Source organism: Serratia sp. TMDUHS_CL, assembly GCF_037137105.1.
Lineage (GTDB): Bacteria > Pseudomonadota > Gammaproteobacteria > Enterobacterales > Enterobacteriaceae > Serratia > Serratia nevei.
Genome location: NZ_JBBBDV010000012.1, coordinates 122,078 through 140,020 on the forward strand (window position 1 = coordinate 122,078; position 17,943 = coordinate 140,020).

The window sequence follows — 17,943 nt, forward strand, 5'->3', positions numbered from 1 at the left end:
TGGCTCAAAAGAGCAGTTTGCCGATCGCCTCGCCCGCCTCATCCGGCACCCGGCGCACTTCGCACTCCACGCCCAGCGCCGCCAGCGCGCGAAACGCGGCCACGTCGCCGTCGTCCAGCGACACCGTTTTGTGCACCTGCCGCTTCCCCTCGGCGAAGTGCATATTGCCGACGTTGACGAACCGGATCGGCACCCCGCCGCGCACCAGCGTCAACACGTCCTGCGGCGTTTTGCACACCAGAAAAATCTTCTGCCGATCCGCCGCCTTGTGGATCACGTCGATGGTTTTCTGCAGCGTGAAGTAGCGGGTCTGCACCCCTTCCGCCACCACCATGTCCATCAGGTTCTGCTGCACCGGATCGGCGGCCGCCTCGTCGTTGGCCACCACCACCAGGTTGGCGCCGAGGGTGTTGGTCCAGGTCACGCCCACCTGGCCGTGCACCAGGCGATTGTCGATACGGGTCATTAAAATGTTCGGCATGCTAGCGGCCCTCCGGGTAGCAGGCGGCGTGATAATCGTCGAGCACCTGCGTCACTTTATGCAGCACCCACTCCTGCGGATCGGCGCTCAATTCGCCGGCGTTCAGCGCCCGTGCCTGCTCCGGCAGGTACTGGCTGAGCAGCGCCAGCGGCGCCGGGCTGCGGCGCAGGTTGTCCAGCAAACCGTCGACCGCCTGCTGCACCTGCGGCTGCGGCCAGTAGTAACGCACCCGATCGCTCAGGCTGTAGTGGCGATCGAGATACTGCTGGTGCGGCGTGCCGTGGTAGTAGCGGCTCCACTGCTGCGGCTGCTCGCGCATCACCTGCTCCAGCGTGGCGCACAGCTGCGCCGACTGGCGTTCCCCCAGCCATTCACGCTCGATGCGATCGAGGGCGAACAGCGCTTCGCGCAGCGCGAAGGTCAGCGCCGGCCCCACCTTCAGGATGGCGAAGTGATCGCGCACCAGTTGGCGGTAGGCCTGCGGTGGTTGGTAGTCCGTAGAGTGCGCTTCATAGATCATGCCCGGCTGCCGTTCGATGAAATGGCTCAATGCGTCGGCGCGCTGCGGTTGGTAATGCTCAACGCTGTGGTGATCGAACTCGACGCCCGGCTGTACCACCAGCGCGATAGTTCGCTGCCAGGCATCGTTCAGCTCGGCTTTTTGCCAGGCGATGCGGTGCGTTTCCAGCGTTTGCGCCACCGCCTGCGGCGTGGTGACCTGCAGACCCGCCAGCGCCTCCTGCGCGCCGCCCGGCACCGGCACTTCGGTGCCGATCACATAAACCGGCGCTTCGCCGCCGCTCTGCGCCCAGGCCCGCTCCGCCACCGCGCACAGGCGCGCCGCACGCTCAGCGACCGTGGCATCCCCTAGGGGCGAGGGATCGCCGGCGCACGACATGGAACAATCGAGGTGAATTTTGCGAAATCCGGCGCGAACGTAATCGTCGATCAAGGTTTCCGCCAGCACCATCGCCTCCTGAGCCGGGCGATCTTGCCAGGCGTTGGGCCCCAGATGATCGCCGCCCAGCCACACTCTCTCGCGCGCCAGGCCAACCTCATCCGCCAGGCGCCACAGCGCATCGCGGAACTGGGCCGCCGTTTGGCCGGTATAGCCGCCGAACTGATTGACCTGGTTGGACGTCGCCTCTACCAATACCGGCGTGCCGCGCGCTTTGGCCTGCCGCAGCGCGGCCTTCAGAACCCAGGGATGGGCGGAACAGACGGAAAAGATCCCGACCGGCATACCGGCCTTGTGCTGCTCGACAAGCTGTAACAACTGCTGCATGAAGCCCCCATGCAGGCGCCCTGCTACCGATCGGCGATGATGACCTCCACGCCCAGCTCGGTTAACGCCCGCTCGTAATCGTCCGGAAGACGGCTGTCGGTGATCAGCCGATGGATTTGTCCGGCTTCGCGAATCATGCAAAAGCTCTTGCGACCGAATTTGCTGGCATCCGCCACCGCGATAATCTCGCGCGCCACCTCGCACATTACGCGATTGAGGTGCGCCTCACCGGGGTGAGGCGTGGTGATGCCGGCGCTCAGATCGAACCCGTCGACGCCCAAAAACAGCTTGTCGAAGCGGTACTGACGCAATTGCTGCTCGGCAGCCGGACCGTAGAGCGAGTAAGAGTTGCGACGCACGCTGCCCCCCAGCACCATGACCTCCACCCCGTCGTTTCCCGAAAGCTCGTAGGCAATGTTCAGCGCATTGGTCATCACCACCAGATCGCGCCGCCCCTTCAGGAACGGCACGATCTGCGCGGTGGTGGAACCGGAATCGAGGATCAGCGCATCGCCGTCGCGCACATAGCCGGCCGCCGCGTTGGCGATCAGCGTTTTGACGTCGCGATTCAACCGCCCTTTGTCCCGCAGCGGCCGATCGAAAGCGAATTGCTGATTGAGCATCGCGCCGCCGTAAGCGCGCAGCGCACACCCTTTTCGTTCCAGAAAGCGCAGATCGTTGCGGATCGTCACCGTGGATACCGCAAACTGTTTGCTGAGCTGCTCCACGCGCACGCTGCCGTGCTCGCATAACAGATCGATGATGTGTTCACGTCGCTTTGCGGTATTCACTGGCATGAGCTGCGGTCCTCAGGTTTCCGGCATCGCCGGGGAGAAGATGGCTTTCGCTCTACTGCGCTGGCATTACAGCAAAGCGAAAGCAATGAAATTGTGATCGGGCTTACAGCCCCGTTTTAGCAAAAAAACCGCCAAAAAACCTTTCGAATCGAAACGGATCGAAAAGCCAAAAAGCGGAAAGGGGGAAAAGTGAAATGCCATGACAGGCGCGAACGCCGGGGGGCCACGGAGCCGGCGGTGAGGAAAGCGAAAGCGGCGCATGGCGCGCCCCGCGCCATGACTTTTAGTTCACTCAGTGACCAGGATCACATAATGGCAATTATCCTGCGGCCGGCAGGGGTTAACCGCCATCATCCCGCCGGCCCGTCCCCTTGTCAGCGTGAGCCATCTTCCCTACACTTGCGATCGGATACCGCCAATTTGTCGGTACGTAAGCGTTAACGTCAATCAACGCATCACGCCATGCAGCACTGATTGACTGCATGCCCTGGTGCGAGGAACCCATGCCGCAACCCGCTTCATCCCCAACGTCCACCGCGACCCCGCGTCGCCGTTTACACCGCCCTGTCCTGCTGATCGTCGGCATTATGCTGATCGCGGCCAACCTGCGCGCCGCCCTGACCAGCGTCGGCCCACTGTTGGAGCAGATCCAGCAACAGCTGGCGTTGTCCGCCACCGCCGCCGGCCTGATCAACTCGTTGCCGCTGATCCTGTTCGCCGTTCTCTCGCCATTGACTCCGACGCTGGCGAAACGCATCGGCATCGAGCGCACCCTGGGCCTCGCCCTCGCGCTGCTGGTCTGCGGCATCGCGCTACGTTCCCTGCCGCAAGACGCCATGCTCTGGCCGGGCAGCATCCTGATCGGCGCCGCCATTGCCTTCGCCAACGTGGTGCTGCCGACGCTGGTGAAAAGAGATTTCCCGCATCGGGCCGCCGCGATGATCGCCGCCTATGCGGCGGTGATGTCACTGGTTGCCGCCATCGCCTCCGGTCTGGCGGTGCCGCTGGCTGCCCTGGCCGACCTCGGCTGGCGGTTCTCTTTGCTGTGCTGGGGTTTGCCCGCCTTGCTGGCGCTGCTGGTGTGGCTGCCGCAGCTACGGCGCTCGGCCACTCCCGCCACCAAAGAACCGCAGCCGACGGAGCCACAGCGCTATCGTTCTCCCTGGGGCAGCGCGCTGGGCTGGCAAGTGGCGATGTTCATGGGGCTGCAATCGATCGCCTTCTACACCATCATCGGTTGGTTCAGCGCCTTTGCCGCCAGCCACGGCACTTCCGCCCAGCAGGCAGGATTCGAGCTGTTCGTTTACCAGGTGGTCGCGATCGTCGCCAACTTTGTCATGGTGGTGATTTTGCCGCGGGCGCGCGATCAGCGGGCAATCGCGCTGGGCAGTTCCCTGCTGATCTTTATCGGCGTCGGAGGATTATTGGTGCAACCCGCCAGTTCACTGGTGTGGCTGACGTTTGCCGGGTTGGGGGCGGGGAGTTCGCTGGTGCTGGCACTGTCGTTTTTTGGCTTACGCAGTCAGCATCATCATCAGGCGACGCTGCTGTCGGGTATGGCGCAATCCGTCGGCTATTTGTTGGCGGCGCTGGGGCCCACGTTGTTCGGCCTGCTGCACGATCTGACGGATGGCTGGCGTTTGCCGCTGATCGTCCTGCTGTGCCTGACCGTTTTGCAAATGCTGTTCGGCGCGTTGGCCGGCCGCAGCCGCGTGATCAGCTAGCGCCGTTGGGCGATGGGCCGTGCCGGCTCAGGCGCGCTATCCTGCCACAAGTCTTCAATGAAGGCGCGTTGCTCATCGCTCAACACCCACGAAGGCGGAATTTTGGACTGCGCACGACGCTGTGCGCCCTCACGGTTTTTAGCCTGCTTTTTGTTCACAAGTCGCCTTCCTGCTTAACCTACTTAATTCAGTAACCAATAAATCACGGCGCCGATGAGTAGCCAAAACAGCCCACTCCCGATAAATACGCACAGCCATGCTTTACGTTTGATATCTGATCCATCCTTGCTCACCACAGCGCCCTCAACCAATAGATTAAACCATTCAAATTGAGATTATTGATCTATTTTAACGATCGATAAAGTCGTTTTTTCCTATGGCATTTTAAAAAACTGCTGCTACCCATAGACCTGCACTGCAGCCTCAGTAAGGACGGCACCGTGGATACCCTTGTTATCGGCAGCCGTTAACTTGTATTGATAGGCGAACGAATGTGCAGTGTGCCACACCTTGAGAGATCAAAATTAAACCACTGGTAAATAATTCAGCAGTCAATTATTTGACTGGTCATAAGGCAAATCGGCAACAGACCGCGCTGAAGGGGGGAGAGAAAATGAAGCGACGTACTGAAATCCTGCGGGGGAGCACCGGCCCGTTTTGGTCTCGCCCGGGCCGGCGTGAGTTAACCGATTCTACTGACGGAATCCCGGCTGGCGTGTTCACGCTCAATGCCGGTCAACTCGCGTAAATGGCCTGAGCGCATCTCAAGCAGCCGATCGGCGTGTTCAAAGTAGTGATCGTCATGGCTGATGGCAAACACCGTTTTGCCCAGCGCGCGCAATTCAGGCAACAGCTCGCGATAGAAAATCCGCCGGAACTGCGGATCCTGATCTGCGGCCCATTCATCCAACAGCAGAATATCGCGCTGCTCTGCCACCGCCAACAACAGAGCCAGGCGTTTACGCTGCCCCTGCGACAGCTGCGGGTTGGTCACCCTGGTGCCGTCGAACTGCAGTTTGCTTTTCATATTCAACCGCTCGAGCCAGCCGGCGACCAATTCCGCATCGGGTTCACCACCTTCCGGCCCCTGCAAGCGATCGAACTGATGAAAATCGGTGAAAATCGCCGAAAACAGCCGACGGTAGTCCGGCATATCCGCCGCGGTCTGTGCGACGCCATCCAGAACGATGTGCCCGCTCACCGGTTGGTACAACCCGGTCAACAACATCGCCAGCGTTGACTTGCCGCTGCCGTTGCCGCCGATCAGAAAGACCAACTCACCACGGCGCAGCGTCAGATTGAGCGGCCCGACGGCAAAACCGGGCTGCTGTTCGGTATCCGCATAGTGAAAAACCACGTCGCGTAGCTCCAGCGTCTGCCAGGAACGGCCAACGGCGGCAGGAAACGCCGCTTGATACTCGGCCAGGCGCAGCGTCTTCAGCTTGTTAAAGGCCACTTCGGCGCTGACCAGCGTCGGAAACGCCCCGACCGCCTGCAGTAATGGCGTGCGCAAGAACAGCAGCGTCAGTGAATAGGTGGCGGCCACCGCCGAGTCCGCCCATCCCAGACTGTTGGCCATAAAGAACACCAGCCCAATCGCGCCCAACATCATGATATTTGACCAGTTGAGCGCGCTCAAATGGAAGGTGTCGGCGCGAATGATATGGTAGCGATAAGCTTGCGCATCGGGCTGATAGGCCTGTTCGTACAGCGCCTGCGCCCGCTTGCGGTTCAACGTCAGCTCCTTACGACCGTCAATCACCGACTCATAACGATGATAGAGACGCTCTTCAGACTCACGCAAACTGGCCATATGACGATAAACCCGTGACACCAGGCAGCCGCTGCCCACGACGGTCACTGCCACCCAGACTGCCGTGACCGCCAGCATTTTCGGTGATAGCCACCCCAGATAGGCCGCCGCCCCCAGGGTTAAAATCACCCCTTGAACCAGCTCAGGCAAGCGCACGAAGGCGACGGTAATATTGCGGATATCGCTGGACAGGCTGGCCAACAATGAGGCACTACCCAATTGTTCAAGGCGTTCAATATCGGTATCCAAAATGCGCTTCACCAGCTGCCCACGCAGGCGATAGACGAAGTAATGGCCCAATGTCGTCAGCGCCAATTGCGAGCCCAGCGTGACCGCCATCAGCAATGCCAGCAGGGCGAGAAACATCGGCAGCACGGCCAATGCATTGCCGCCGGCCTCCATCAGGTATTGATTGATAAATGCAATGATACCGATGCCTAAACCGGCGCTGGCCATGGTCAGCGCCATGACAGCCAGAAATGGCCAACGGTACTGGTGATAAACCACCCGTAGCAGTTCCATGAAAAAACCTCTGAAGTCGCGATCTGGCAGGCATTGTAAGCGGCGTGAGAATGAGATCAAGACGAATTCTCATCACAATTTATCAAGCACCGATCAGAGAGAGGGTATCTCATGGCTGTCTGACGGATGAAAACTCTCCATGGGGCTCTTAAAGAGATGCTAAATATTCGCTAATTAAATAGCCTCATGAAACAAATTAAATAACCATATAAAACACAAAATATATTCACTTGAAAAATGAAAAAATAGAAAAGATAAAAAAACCATCTATTAAAAAATGAAATTATTTATTTCCTTTGCTGCCCATTATGCTCCAATGCTTTAATAAAACTTCATGATAGAAATCGCCAACATCAAAGACGCAGGAAAGAAAAATGAAAAAAAGGAAATTTCTCAGTCAGGTTGAAATTGAGCAGCTGATTGCTGCCGTGCATGAGGGGAAAAATAGCATTCGAGATCGTTGTCTACTATTAATGTGCTTTATTCACGGTTTGCGGGTTAGCGAACTGCGTGCTTTACGCCTGGAGGACATTGATCTTACCTCCAATCGGATCCATATATCCCGGCTGAAAAACGGGTTTTCCGTTCAGCATCCGATCCAACCGCGAGAACGGCAGGCGCTGTTACATTGGTTGACCCAGCGGACGAGCTATCCTGACGCAGAAGCTCCATGGTTATTCCTGTCGCGCCACGGCGGACAAATATCACGTCAGCAGCTGTATCGATTAATGAGAATGTATGGCGAAATGGCCGGTATTAGCGTTCAGGTCCATCCTCACATGTTGCGACACTCCTGCGGCTACGCCCTTGCGGATAAGGGGATCGATACGCGTTTGATTCAAGATTATTTGGGACACAAAAATATCCAGAATACGGTGATCTACACCGCGACCAACGTAGAACGATTCCGCGCAATCAGCATTTAATCTCACAATGAGAATAACTACGCGGGATCTCGTCCTTTGCTAAACAGCGCATCGAGTTTGGTACAAACATCAGATGGGAAGATGCAGCCCGGCACGTCATCAACGGCCGACTCCAGCACGACTTTAACGCCGAGCTGCTTTTCATGCCTCAGCGCCCAGGGGCACGCCGCACTGGTTATGCTAGCGGTAAACCTGCCGATAAATCATAACGCCATACCCTTCCATTAAAGGCTAGGTCCCCTTTGACCATTTCCCCCCCAATTGCCGCGTAATATTGCCGTGCAAAGAAAACAGTTCGCTGTCATTCTTTACCTGCAGTTTACGCATGGCGCTGCATTTATGCGCGCTGATCGTCTTGATGCTGCGGCGTTGCAACTCGGCGATTTGCCGCAGGCTCATACCGTTAAACAAAAAGGCCAAAACGTCGCTCTCACAGCGGGTCAACTTTCGCGTGCTAACCTCCTCTCCACTCACGGAAGGCGCCAGAAAAGCCCCAATCTGCGGACTCAACACACGTTCCCCCAGCAACACGCGATTAAAAAACTCCGCCACCAGCGGCAAAGCGTCATCTCTGGCAACGATGCTGACATTAGGCTGGTTCAACAGGCGCCCTAACTCTTCTGCATTCTGGCAGCAGGTATAGACGATTACCCGCAAGTCGGGCAGCTGCGTGCTCAGAGCCAGCAATGTTTCTCTGCCCTGAGCCACGGTCTCATCTTCGCCGTCCATTTCGGTAATCAGCACGTCGGCCTGCTGATAGACCACGCTGTCCGCCACCGCGCGGACGCTGGTTTCCTTTACGACGACTTTTGCCTGGGTTGGCAGCGTTTTTAAAAAACTCGCCAACCCTTCCAACGTTAATGGACATCTGTCCATTATCGCTATGTTCAGCGGTTGCTGACGCCATAAATGCATAATCTGCTCCTGTGCTTGCTTAGCCGAAAGGCATTTCGCGCATGCCTAACGAACAAAGGATGAACCTTGCGCAGCCATCCATTTCCCCTGAAGGTACAATTCCCCATCGCTGTGAAATCCCAACTTCAACATCGCATTGCGTTTATGGGTGCTGACGGTGCGTATATCACGGCACATCGTTAACGCCACGTTGGTTACGCTTTTACCGGAAAACAGCTGGGTCAGCACATCCAACTCCTTCGCCGTCAGGGGCTTGTCAGCCGTCGCTTCATGCAACTGACGTTGACGCACCCGATGGCTGAAACTGCTGCAGCCCGTCAAAACCTGTTGGACGCAGTGAGTCAACGCAATGGCCGGCTCCTGCTTCAACATCAGGCCGCTGATGCCGGAGGCGATCAGTTGCCGCAGCAGTCTGGGTTCATCCAGCGCCGTGCAAATGACTATCGCGGTGTCCGGCGAGTTTTCGCGGACTTCAGCGATCAACCGGAAACCGTCCAATACCGACTCTGATTTACCGCACAAATCCATCACCAATAAGCGGTGCACATGCTGAGTGAATAAGGTTCTCAATGCCACCAGGTTCGTCACCTGCCGAACGTTGTCGGGCTGCAGGCCGCAGGACTCAATCAAGCGATTTCTCATCCCCAACGCCGTGATGAGGCAGGGCTCCATGATGGCCACGGCCCCCGTCGTTGCCTTACCGGCCGCCAAAGTCGCTCTTGATGGATAATTACTATTCATATCATCACCTTAAATCTGTCGTTAGCATTCCACTTAGGACGGTCTTTTTGTCTACTGATAGACAAAAGTGACCTGCAGGACACCCTCTATCGAGCCAGGTGTAGAACCGCCATTGGTGCTGTATGCCCGCGCCCGCAAATTGAATTTGGCTTCATGCGTCGCCTGATTAACTGACTGGGTCATGCTCTTGCCATTGCCCAAGTTCGCTCCCTGGTTGTTTTGCAATTCAATTTGGACCCGACGAGAACCGCCGGTGCTTTTATATAAGCTGGTGCTTTCCTCAGCGGCCGTCCCGCTGAAGGTCGCGACAACCGACGTGGTGGTACTCGGACAGTTTTTTAGCGTCAAAGGGAACTCCACCCAAGGGCTGGAGGCCCCGGAGGTCGCCAGGACGGCGGCGGAAATGTCATCCCCCAGATTGACCGAAATCGAGCCGTTTGCGCCGTCGATTTCGCAGGGCGCCGCTTTGATGTTGCCGGTAATGACTAGTTTTGATGTGGCTTGCGCTGTCGGCATGGCCAAGAGCAACAGGCCAGCCAGCGCCAATTTGCAGCTGATACCGCTAATAACCTTCCCCATACTTTATTCCTTCTCGTTAAACGCCGGGCACGGCCCGCTACCGTTGAAATATCCGTTTATTGAATTTCTGCCTGAATGGTCGCCGTTGCATTGAACTGCCCGACGGCAGGGAGCTGGCCGGTGGTGTTGATCGGATAGATGCTGATCCGTGAACTGCCACTCTGATTGGGATATTGGAAGTTATCGATTGGCAAGCGCCCGCTCTGAGGCCGAATCACATTGCCCTGCATATCCTTAATCATCACGCCAATGTCGCGATTGCTGGTTTTCAGCGCCTCAGGCATGCTGCCGTCAGCCTCGCCGCGGAATGACAGGCTGACCTTGACGCCGGCGGAAATATTGCGACAGGCCAGCGTCAGCGTTCTCTCTTCTGGAGTAAAACGGGGCGGCATCGCGCCCTTGGTTTGGATATTCGAGGTCAAGATGTCGCCAAAATTGACCGTAACCACTTGCGGATCGATAACACAACTCTGCGGCACGGTGACGGTGCCACTCATTGATATCGTGGAGACCGGCACATCGCTTTTCACGCCACTCGCCACCGAGACATAGGTGTCCACCAGGCGGGTGCTGGGGATTGTGGTCACGCCAACGAAAGGGCGGCGGAAATACAGATGAATTCGCCCGCGAGCGCCGCTGTTGTAGGGCGTGCTGGCACAGGATTCGTCATCGCCATCCATATCGGTCTTAAAGTTAGACTCATTGGTGAACGGTGCGGCAATAAACTCATTGCGATATCCCGCCACGAAAACTTCGCTCGCGACCCCCAGGTATTCATTCAACGCGTAATACGTTAACCCCCCGCTGCTGAATACTGGCTCGCTCAGCAGCATTTTGGCGGTGACATAAGACGCCGTACGCGTCTGGCATTCGCACTTCACCCGATAAGAACCGGGCAAATTCCAGTTGCCGCCGTCAGCATTCTTAATAATCCGCCCCACTACGTTTTGCGACGGGTCGGTTAAAACCGGGGAAAAGAGGAATGAAAACCCATGAGTCCCCGAAATAGGAGCACACTGCCCGAAAGCCGCCTGTACTTGTGGTGCGCTGAACGTTGCGCACGCCAATAGCCCGCCGACGATGATCCCTCGTTGAATCGATATTCCTGTCGCCATCATATGTACCTTATAAACACTGCCCGTTAACGAGACGAATCCCACCGCTCTCGAGCTGATTAGCCAATTGATAGTTGACCTGACATTGCTGAGCCGCGTCATTGCCCCACTTCACCCGCAGCTGCCCACTCTCCGCCAGGCCGGCCAGATAAACCTGGCCACCGTCGCCGACGATGCCGGCATTGTCAGAGGGGCTGTTGAGATTGCTGACGGTGGCGCCGAACGGCACCGGGTCACCGCTGCGCGTCAGCAAGGTCAGCAACACGCGGGCACCGACGTCCGGATTGAAGCGGGCACGCACCACGGCGCCGCGGGTTGGGATCACCGTTTGGCTGCTCAGCGTCATGTCGACATCTTCAGCAAAAGATTCACCGTCCAATCCGACGATATTGCGCCGGTAAGGCGTCAGGTAAGGCACGACCGCATAGCCGCGCCAATCGGTGCTCACCCCGGTTTGGTTCAGGACATCCACCCCTGACGCGCCGGGCGCCTGCACCAACGCCACCGTATCGCCCAGCGGCTGCGACAGCGTGACGCCGTTTTGGTGCACCAGAACGCCACCCTGTACGCCGTAGTTCACCTGCCGGCGATGGCGATCGTAGCCATACCCCAGGTTCCACTCGGCGAGGGCGCCTTTGTAGTCTGCCTGAATATTGCCGTTCGCCCCCACGCCCCTGCCGGTATAGCCCTGGTTGATGCTGTAGTTGAGGTTATTGCCCGGCAAGGCGGTACCGCTCAACCCAAGGTTATTGCTGGTAGCGCCATTGCGGCTGGCGTTCATGCTGTAGGTGGCATAGCTGCCCGGCAGCCATTTGCTGAGCGGTACGCTGACGTTGAACGCTACGATATGGTCACGAATACTGCTGCGATTGCCGTTACTGTCGTAGCCGTTCTGGTTGAAGGTGTAATTCAGCCCGTAACTGACGGCCTCCCAGCTGTTGTTGTAGCTGAGGCTGACAGACTGCGAACGGCGGTTATCGTCCCAGTAGTCTTCGTTAAACAAGCTGAGCGACAACGTTCCCCCCTGCTCCCACAGGCTTTGGCTCATCGTCAGCTCGGCGCGACTCTTCTTGTGATCGTTATAGATAGCGCTGTTGCCGCCGTAGCTCTCCAGCGCCTCTTGCAGGTTATAAAAACCGCGCGTGGAATAGCGGTAGCTGGCCAGACTAAAGTTGGTGCCGGTTTCAATGAAGTTCTTGCCGTAACGCAAACGCCATGACTGCCCCTGCTCCTTCGGCCGGGTTTCCTGCTTGGTCCAGGCCTGGGTGACATCGGCAGACAGCGCGCCCACCGCCCCCAGGTTCTGCCCCCAACCCAGCGCCAGGGACTGATACTTACTGGCCGCCTGCACGCCGCCATACAGCGTGGCCCCCCACGGAAGACCGTAGATCCCGGTCGCCTGGCTGAACGGGCGTTCATCAACGCCACCGCCGTATGAACGGTATTTCCCGCTGGTCAGGCTGTATTTAAAACGCCCTTCGCGCTGCAATACCGGCACCACGGCGTACGGCACCACAAAATGCTGCTCCTGGCCGTCAGCCTCACGCACGTTCACATTCAAGTCGCCGCTGCCGCCCGTGGGATACAGATCGGTAATTTCAAATGCCCCCGGCGGCACATAGCTTTGATAAATCACATAGCCGTTTTGCCGGATTACGATTTGCGCATTAGTACGCGCGATCCCGCGCACCACCGGCGAGTACCCTTTCATGCTGTCCGGCAGGATGTCGTCCTCAGAGGCCAATTGCCCCCCACGGAACTGCACGCTATCGAACACATCGCTGGGCGTTGTGCTGTCCCCCAGGGTCAGGCGGCTTTGCAACGCAACGATATCGCGCTGCAGGTAGGTGTTGATTGAGCGCCAGGAAGAAGAACCGCCGGTGTAATGGTTCCAGATCGAATAGTTACGCAGGCGCCAGGCGCCCCAGTTGATGCCCGAGCGCAGATTGAGGTAATAGTTATTGTTGTTTTGCCGTTCGCTGTCGCGCATCTGGTTATTGGCGCCGCTGAAGTTGTAATTGACCAACAGCGCCGGTATGCCGGAGTCCCATTTATCCGGGGAAACGTAGTCGCGCGCATTCAAGCGCAGTGCCGCTTGCGGGATGCTCAAATTCAGCCTCAGCTGATTGAACAGGAATACCGCAGAGGCCTGTGGAATGGTCTGTGCCAGGTTGACGCAGCTATCCCCGGGCACCATCGCCGGAAACATGGCCACCCTCACGCCCAGTTCCGCCAATTTTTCCGTGCTGAAACAAGGCTGCAGCGCTTGCTTCCCGTCGGCTCCCGGCATAAGCCGAAACTCGACGTCAAGGCTGTCGATCTGTTCGCCGTTAAGGTAAAGATCGACCCGGTAGTTCCCGGGCGCCTGGCTGCTGTTCTCCTCAAACACCGAGAGATCGGCGCCGCGCAGCGCCGGATTATCAATTTCCAGCAGCGCCGGGTTGAAATAATCGCGCGCATGAGCCGTGCCGATCAAGCTCAGCAGCGCCATTTGGCAAGATATCAGGCCGGCCAGAACCGATCGCGCCCCTGGTAAACCAATGCAATTCGGGTTATTCATCCTTTTAACTCCCTGTCCCGATTGGCTCGGCCCGACGAAGAATCAGGTAAGCCGAACGCCTGCTCCAGCGTTATCCCAGAGCAAAAAAACACGCACCGCGGCCCGGTTATAACGTGCTGGTGAAGGTCTGGCCGGTGCCGCCATAGTCGTTGATGATTTGCCAGCTCAGGCTGCCACCTGCGCCACTTGCCGCCGGCAACGGGAAACTGGCGCTCGCCTGCGGCGCCACCATGGTGTTGCCGGTAATGGCGCGGCCATTCAGCTTCAAATTGAAAAAGGTGAGGTAGTAGGGAGAAGGGTTGGTCACCTGCAAACGATCGCCGCTGCGCCGCCACGTCACTTTACCGGCCGCCTCTTCCAGATTGCCGACGAGCCCCTGCGGGCGATAAATCAGCTTGATGCGGGTCTTGATCGCAATTTGCAGCGTGTTCTCTTTCTTTTCCACCGAAGGAATAGCCTTCACATTCAGCCAATACAGCGACTCTCTGTCCGTCGGTAAATTGCCGCCCGCACGTACCACGCGCAGCAGGTTATTTTGGCCCCCGTCTAAACGAAATAGCGGCGGCGTGATAATAAAAGGTGCTTTCGCGCTATCGCCCTCTTGCGCATCGACCCAGGATTGGATCAGATAAGGCACCGCATCCGGATTGTTGATATTCAGAGCAGACTCTTTTTTACCGCCGTCATAGATGAGGCGCGTTCCACCCACTACCACGCCGGCCTGTACCGGAGCCCAAAGCGTCATCAACAACGCCGCCGTCAGCGCAAAGTATCCAGCTTTCATCTCTTTCTTCCCGTTCCCATCACCGATGAACAAGAGCCAGAGAACACGCCCTCTGGCTCATTTTTCTAACTGTTTCGCCGCCGTGACGGCATAGCCTTACTGATAAACGATGGTGAAGTTGGCCGTAGCGTTAGCGCTACCGACGGAAACGTCGTCATAAGCGAAATAGCGCGCGACAAAGCCCAGGGTGTTGTCTTTGTTTTCTTCCAGCGCATACACGCGGGAATCGTTGCCGATATTGAGCACGTTGCTGCCGTCGTCCAGCAGCTGTACGCCAATACCGCCCGCGACCCCAGCGGTGCCGGCGCCGGTCAGTTGCAACAGCCCGGACTGCCCCTGCACCTGAGTACCGTCAAAACGCACGGTGGCGCCGGTCACAGTTTTCGGGCAGTTTTTCAGCACCAGGTTGAAGGCTTTGGCGCCAGCGGTTTTAGACAGGGTGAATGCGTCTTTGGCAATCTTACCCAGAGCGACCTGCTTGTTCTGGGAGTCCGGATCGACGGTGCAAGACTGATCGGTAATGGTGCCAGTGATATTCAGCGCGCCGTCAGCAGCAAATGCAGAGGGGATAAATGCGGACGCGGTCAATACAGCTACAGCCAACAGATTCTTTTTCATCCTACTTTCCTTAAAATTATGCAAAATATGCATGGGGTTTATTTCCGACATATCCTTAATGTCATTCCTTTTATTTAGTTCCATGAATGTGAAGGGCCGTAGCCAGACTGATTAATGGCTTCGGGCTTATTCACCCAAACGATTCATTTTGAACTAAAGTGACTCCTTTGGTTTTTAAAACCAATAAAAACCCATTTAACAGGATTTAAAACCAGCTGAGTAACAAAGTGATATTAAATCAGACTAAAAAACCAAGGCGTAAACTCAATGATTTAAATTCGCGGATTTTTGATTAGGATTTTGCTTAGATTAAGAGGAGGTAGGGGATACGAGAAAAAATCACAACACACTGTTTTCAAAAAGAATTAAGCTTTAAGCAGGAAAGAGGGCATGGGAATATTGACATTGTTTTTACGCGTCCTTACAGTATGTTTCAGTTTAGTTCAAAGTGACTCCTTATCGTTATTAACTTAAATCACACTTACCAAATTTCCTTAAAGCGCTGTGCATTGCTGGCGGTATAAATCACCGTATTCTGGATATTTCGGTGCCCGAGGTAATCCTGAATTAAACGGGTGTCGATACCGCGGTCCGCCAATGCAAATCCGCAGCCATGCCGCAGCATATGTGGATGAGCGTTGACCTCCAATTTGGCCACCTTGCTGTAATGGCGAATCAACCCGTAAATACGTTGGCGCGACAGACGGCCACCGCGGTTGGACAGGAACAGCCACTCTTGATCGGCCCAGCGGTGCCGTTGACGCTTATCCAACCAGCGCCGCAGACATTGCCTTTCGCGCAGATAGAGCGGATGGACGGTGGAAAAGCCATTTTTCAACCGATGTACATAGATATTACCGCCTTCCAGATCGATATCCGATAAGCGCCACCCCCCTATTTCGCTGGCGCGACACCCATGAATAAAACACATATAAATCAAACAATAATCGCGTTCTGGATTCTTTCCCTGCAGCGTGACCTCAAGCAGTCTCTCCACTTCGGAAGGCGTCAGATGTTTACGATTAGACATACAACCTCATTACTTTGCTCGGAAAAATGTGGCTGTCATTTTCCTTTTACGTCACCACAATGGACACTCAGGGTAGCCCCTGGCTTATGGATAGGTTCCTGCATCCAGCGCGGAGTATAGCGGATTTGCCGAATGCGAACAGCGCGACAGGCGTTATTATCACGGGCATCAACCACCCTTGTGAGTCGCTCTTGCGAATGGGTTCCGCAGATTCCCGGCATTATCACCACACGGCTTCCTGTTTGCTTTAGCTTGCGTTATCACTGCCTGGCACGATGTGGCGTAAGATTGATAAATTAACCGGCAAAACAAAGAATATTCCTAAAAAATATTGCCATGTCATTAACACTCGCCATTAATAACACCGCCAAAATGAGAATGAAAAACCGCCATCACGGGTTCATATTAACCTGACGGATAAGCATTAATAATTATGGATATCGATAACAGAGTGAAACTGGAAGGGTAAGAGATGAAATGGCAGTCACAACAGACGAAAAAAACCCAGGCCTGACCTCAACAAGCGATCGCCTGGGGGGATGAAATTATTGACGGATTATCACGTGGCACAATTCACCGAGCGTCAACTCAGGGTGTTCGATAAGCATTTCCGCAGTGAGCGTAATGCCGAATTCTCGCCGAACCACCAGCATCAGCTCCATATAATCCAGGCTGTCCAGCCCAAGCTGTTGCAGCGGCATATCTGCCGACAGCTGCGTTCTCTCCAGCCCTCTGGCTTCGTACAACATGCCGCAAATCGTCTCATATAACCGATGATACTTTTCCATAGGCCCTATCGCTATTCATTGTGATAACCAAATACCAGCGCCGCATTGGCGCCGCCGAAACCGAAGCTGAGGCTCATGACATTACGCAGACGGCCATGCCGATGCCCCTCGCGAATATAATCAAGATCGCATTCGGGATCGGTCTCGTGCAAATGGCAGGTTGCCGGCATCATTTGTTGCTGTAACGCTTGCAGGCAGACGATGGCCTCAAAACTGCCGGATGCGCCAAGCAGATGCCCAGTATAGGATTTCGTGCTGGAAATCGGCGTGCGGTAAGCATCGCGCCCCAGAGCCGCCTTGATCGCCTCGGTTTCGCTCACATCGTTTTGCAGCGTAGAGGTGCCATGCGCATTGATATAGTCGATTTTATGGCTGTCGAGCTGCGCCTGCTCTAAAGCCCGTCGTATGGTTTTCACTTTCGCCTGCTGATCCTCCGCCGGGGCGGTAAGATCGAAAGCGTCTGAAAAATTGCCGTACCCTTTGATCTCCCCCAGGATCGTCGCACCACGCGCTAAAGCCGCTTCCCGTTCCTCAAGGCATAACACGGCGGCCCCCTCCGCCAGGACGAAACCGTTGCGATCCCGGCTGAACGGGCAGCTGGCTTTGGTGATATCTTTCTGCTCCCGGCTCAACAAACGCAACGCATCCATATTCCAGATCGCACCGTTGCCGCTCAGCGATTCCGACGCGCCGGCCAGCATCATTGCGGCGCGGCCGCTGCGAATCACTTCAAACGCATCGCCAATCGCGATGCCGCCAGTCGCACAGGCCGCCGCCGGCGAGCCTTGATAACCCCGTAGCAGCCAATGCTGGCCGCATATGGCGGTCGCGATATTGGGCATCGCGTGAAAACAGCCAAACAACTGCCCCAATCCGGATTGCAGATAGTCCGCATTGTTTTGCATGATCTCATCCTGCCCTCCCCAGCCGCTGCCGATAATCGCCCCGCACTCCAACGACGAATAAAAGTGCGCAGGCCCCCTGTAAGAGGATGAAAACGCCATTTCGATCGCCTCTGCGGCGGCGGCAAGCGCCAACCTGGCGAATCTGGGTAGCCGGCGACTTACCCGCGCAGCAACGCCCTCCAGCGGCGGTTCAGACTCCAGCAAAGCAAAAAAGCGCGCGTGGATCCCTGCCGCCGATTTATCGTGATAGCGATAGGCCAGGCGGCTGGCCATGATAGCCTGCCAGTTTTGCTGCGCATTGCCGCCCAGCGCGGTGACGGCACCGTAACCGGTGACCACCACTCGTCTTATTTTCTCCAT

General features: G+C 56.5%; 17 protein-coding genes. 2 read left to right on the forward strand and 15 right to left on the reverse strand.

The window, feature by feature from the left end; genetic code table 11:
* Positions 1-4: 4 nt before the first annotated feature.
* Genes agaV through agaR form a run of 3 tightly spaced genes read right to left on the reverse strand, consistent with a single transcriptional unit; the run spans position 5 to position 2,563 of the window.
* On the reverse strand, positions 5-481 hold the full coding sequence (gene agaV, locus WCL58_RS20160) for a PTS N-acetylgalactosamine transporter subunit IIB (RefSeq protein WP_019455696.1): 477 nt from the start codon (positions 479-481) through the stop codon (positions 5-7).
* Position 482: 1 nt separating this feature from the next.
* The gene (locus tag WCL58_RS20165; protein ID WP_336851526.1) at positions 483-1,766 is read right to left on the reverse strand and encodes a D-tagatose-bisphosphate aldolase, class II, non-catalytic subunit; all 1,284 of its coding nucleotides are present in this window, start codon (positions 1,764-1,766) and stop codon (positions 483-485) included.
* A 23-nt stretch (positions 1,767-1,789) separates the two neighbouring features.
* Positions 1,790-2,563, reverse strand: a complete 774-nt coding sequence (gene agaR, locus WCL58_RS20170) for a transcriptional repressor AgaR (protein WP_004931804.1) — start codon at positions 2,561-2,563, stop codon at positions 1,790-1,792.
* Between the two features lie 503 nt (positions 2,564-3,066).
* On the opposite strand from agaR, the gene WCL58_RS20175 reads away from it, so the two are divergent.
* On the forward strand, positions 3,067-4,287 hold the full coding sequence (locus tag WCL58_RS20175) for a CynX/NimT family MFS transporter (protein ID WP_336851527.1): 1,221 nt from the start codon (positions 3,067-3,069) through the stop codon (positions 4,285-4,287).
* Between the two features lie 182 nt (positions 4,288-4,469).
* Here WCL58_RS20175 and WCL58_RS20180 read toward each other — a convergent pair whose 3' ends face one another.
* Together WCL58_RS20180 and WCL58_RS20185 are read right to left on the reverse strand one after the other, a co-directional pair.
* Positions 4,470-4,583, reverse strand: coding sequence for a YmiA family putative membrane protein (locus WCL58_RS20180; protein ID WP_072265486.1), 114 nt, complete (start codon positions 4,581-4,583; stop codon positions 4,470-4,472).
* Positions 4,584-4,969: 386 nt separating this feature from the next.
* Positions 4,970-6,622 (reverse strand): multidrug ABC transporter permease/ATP-binding protein, encoded by a 1,653-nt coding sequence (locus WCL58_RS20185; protein WP_060441335.1) that lies wholly within the window; start codon positions 6,620-6,622, stop codon positions 4,970-4,972.
* Between the two features lie 374 nt (positions 6,623-6,996).
* Here WCL58_RS20185 and WCL58_RS20190 point away from each other — a divergent pair, with 374 nt between their 5' ends.
* Positions 6,997-7,548 carry a tyrosine-type DNA invertase gene (locus WCL58_RS20190; protein WP_141960106.1) on the forward strand — a complete coding sequence of 184 codons (552 nt, stop codon included), beginning with the start codon at positions 6,997-6,999 and terminating at the stop codon, positions 7,546-7,548.
* A gap of 231 nt (positions 7,549-7,779) precedes the next feature.
* Here WCL58_RS20190 and WCL58_RS20195 read toward each other — a convergent pair whose 3' ends face one another.
* From WCL58_RS20195 to WCL58_RS20240, 10 genes are all read right to left on the reverse strand, one after another.
* On the reverse strand, positions 7,780-8,463 hold the full coding sequence (locus tag WCL58_RS20195) for a response regulator transcription factor (RefSeq protein WP_055313678.1): 684 nt from the start codon (positions 8,461-8,463) through the stop codon (positions 7,780-7,782).
* Positions 8,464-8,508: 45 nt separating this feature from the next.
* A complete protein-coding gene (locus WCL58_RS20200; RefSeq protein ID WP_055313677.1) occupies positions 8,509-9,204 on the reverse strand; it encodes a response regulator transcription factor in 696 nt (231 codons plus the stop codon).
* Between the two features lie 51 nt (positions 9,205-9,255).
* Positions 9,256-9,783: a fimbrial protein gene (locus tag WCL58_RS20205; RefSeq protein ID WP_055313676.1), complete on the reverse strand. Its 528-nt coding sequence runs from the start codon at positions 9,781-9,783 to the stop codon at positions 9,256-9,258.
* A gap of 56 nt (positions 9,784-9,839) precedes the next feature.
* Positions 9,840-10,898 carry a fimbrial protein gene (locus WCL58_RS20210; protein WP_227818439.1) on the reverse strand — a complete coding sequence of 353 codons (1,059 nt, stop codon included), beginning with the start codon at positions 10,896-10,898 and terminating at the stop codon, positions 9,840-9,842.
* A 10-nt stretch (positions 10,899-10,908) separates the two neighbouring features.
* Positions 10,909-13,458, reverse strand: coding sequence for a fimbria/pilus outer membrane usher protein (locus WCL58_RS20215; protein WP_336851528.1), 2,550 nt, complete (start codon positions 13,456-13,458; stop codon positions 10,909-10,911).
* A gap of 106 nt (positions 13,459-13,564) precedes the next feature.
* Positions 13,565-14,242 (reverse strand): fimbrial biogenesis chaperone, encoded by a 678-nt coding sequence (locus WCL58_RS20220; RefSeq protein WP_087763664.1) that lies wholly within the window; start codon positions 14,240-14,242, stop codon positions 13,565-13,567.
* Positions 14,243-14,338: 96 nt separating this feature from the next.
* A complete protein-coding gene (locus WCL58_RS20225; protein WP_060441332.1) occupies positions 14,339-14,860 on the reverse strand; it encodes a fimbrial protein in 522 nt (173 codons plus the stop codon).
* 481 nt (positions 14,861-15,341) lie between these two features.
* A complete protein-coding gene (locus tag WCL58_RS20230) occupies positions 15,342-15,890 on the reverse strand; it encodes a tyrosine-type DNA invertase (protein ID WP_044030581.1) in 549 nt (182 codons plus the stop codon).
* A 545-nt stretch (positions 15,891-16,435) separates the two neighbouring features.
* Positions 16,436-16,678, reverse strand: coding sequence for an acyl carrier protein (locus WCL58_RS20235; RefSeq protein WP_060422950.1), 243 nt, complete (start codon positions 16,676-16,678; stop codon positions 16,436-16,438).
* Positions 16,679-16,689: 11 nt separating this feature from the next.
* Complete coding sequence (locus WCL58_RS20240; protein WP_060441331.1) at positions 16,690-17,943, reverse strand: beta-ketoacyl-[acyl-carrier-protein] synthase family protein; 1,254 nt, start codon at positions 17,941-17,943, stop codon at positions 16,690-16,692.

Excerpts from the sequence above, each read along its gene's own strand:
- WCL58_RS20205 (WP_055313676.1), bottom strand. The coding sequence starts at position 9,783 with ATGGGGAAGGTTATTAGCGGTATCAGCTGCAAATTGGCGCTGGCTGGC.
- WCL58_RS20175 (WP_336851527.1), top strand. The coding sequence starts at position 3,067 with ATGCCGCAACCCGCTTCATCCCCAACGTCCACCGCGACCCCGCGTCGC.
- WCL58_RS20210 (WP_227818439.1), bottom strand. The coding sequence starts at position 10,898 with ATGGCGACAGGAATATCGATTCAACGAGGGATCATCGTCGGCGGGCTA.
- WCL58_RS20200 (WP_055313677.1), bottom strand. The coding sequence starts at position 9,204 with ATGAATAGTAATTATCCATCAAGAGCGACTTTGGCGGCCGGTAAGGCA.
- WCL58_RS20165 (WP_336851526.1), bottom strand. The coding sequence starts at position 1,766 with ATGCAGCAGTTGTTACAGCTTGTCGAGCAGCACAAGGCCGGTATGCCG.
- WCL58_RS20215 (WP_336851528.1), bottom strand. The coding sequence starts at position 13,458 with ATGAATAACCCGAATTGCATTGGTTTACCAGGGGCGCGATCGGTTCTG.
- WCL58_RS20190 (WP_141960106.1), top strand. The coding sequence starts at position 6,997 with ATGAAAAAAAGGAAATTTCTCAGTCAGGTTGAAATTGAGCAGCTGATT.
- WCL58_RS20225 (WP_060441332.1), bottom strand. The coding sequence starts at position 14,860 with ATGAAAAAGAATCTGTTGGCTGTAGCTGTATTGACCGCGTCCGCATTT.
- agaR (WP_004931804.1), bottom strand. The coding sequence starts at position 2,563 with ATGCCAGTGAATACCGCAAAGCGACGTGAACACATCATCGATCTGTTA.
- WCL58_RS20185 (WP_060441335.1), bottom strand. The coding sequence starts at position 6,622 with ATGGAACTGCTACGGGTGGTTTATCACCAGTACCGTTGGCCATTTCTG.
- WCL58_RS20220 (WP_087763664.1), bottom strand. The coding sequence starts at position 14,242 with ATGAAAGCTGGATACTTTGCGCTGACGGCGGCGTTGTTGATGACGCTT.
- WCL58_RS20240 (WP_060441331.1), bottom strand. The coding sequence starts at position 17,943 with ATGGAGAAAATAAGACGAGTGGTGGTCACCGGTTACGGTGCCGTCACC.
- WCL58_RS20195 (WP_055313678.1), bottom strand. The coding sequence starts at position 8,463 with ATGCATTTATGGCGTCAGCAACCGCTGAACATAGCGATAATGGACAGA.
- agaV (WP_019455696.1), bottom strand. The coding sequence starts at position 481 with ATGCCGAACATTTTAATGACCCGTATCGACAATCGCCTGGTGCACGGC.
- WCL58_RS20235 (WP_060422950.1), bottom strand. The coding sequence starts at position 16,678 with ATGGAAAAGTATCATCGGTTATATGAGACGATTTGCGGCATGTTGTAC.
- WCL58_RS20230 (WP_044030581.1), bottom strand. The coding sequence starts at position 15,890 with ATGTCTAATCGTAAACATCTGACGCCTTCCGAAGTGGAGAGACTGCTT.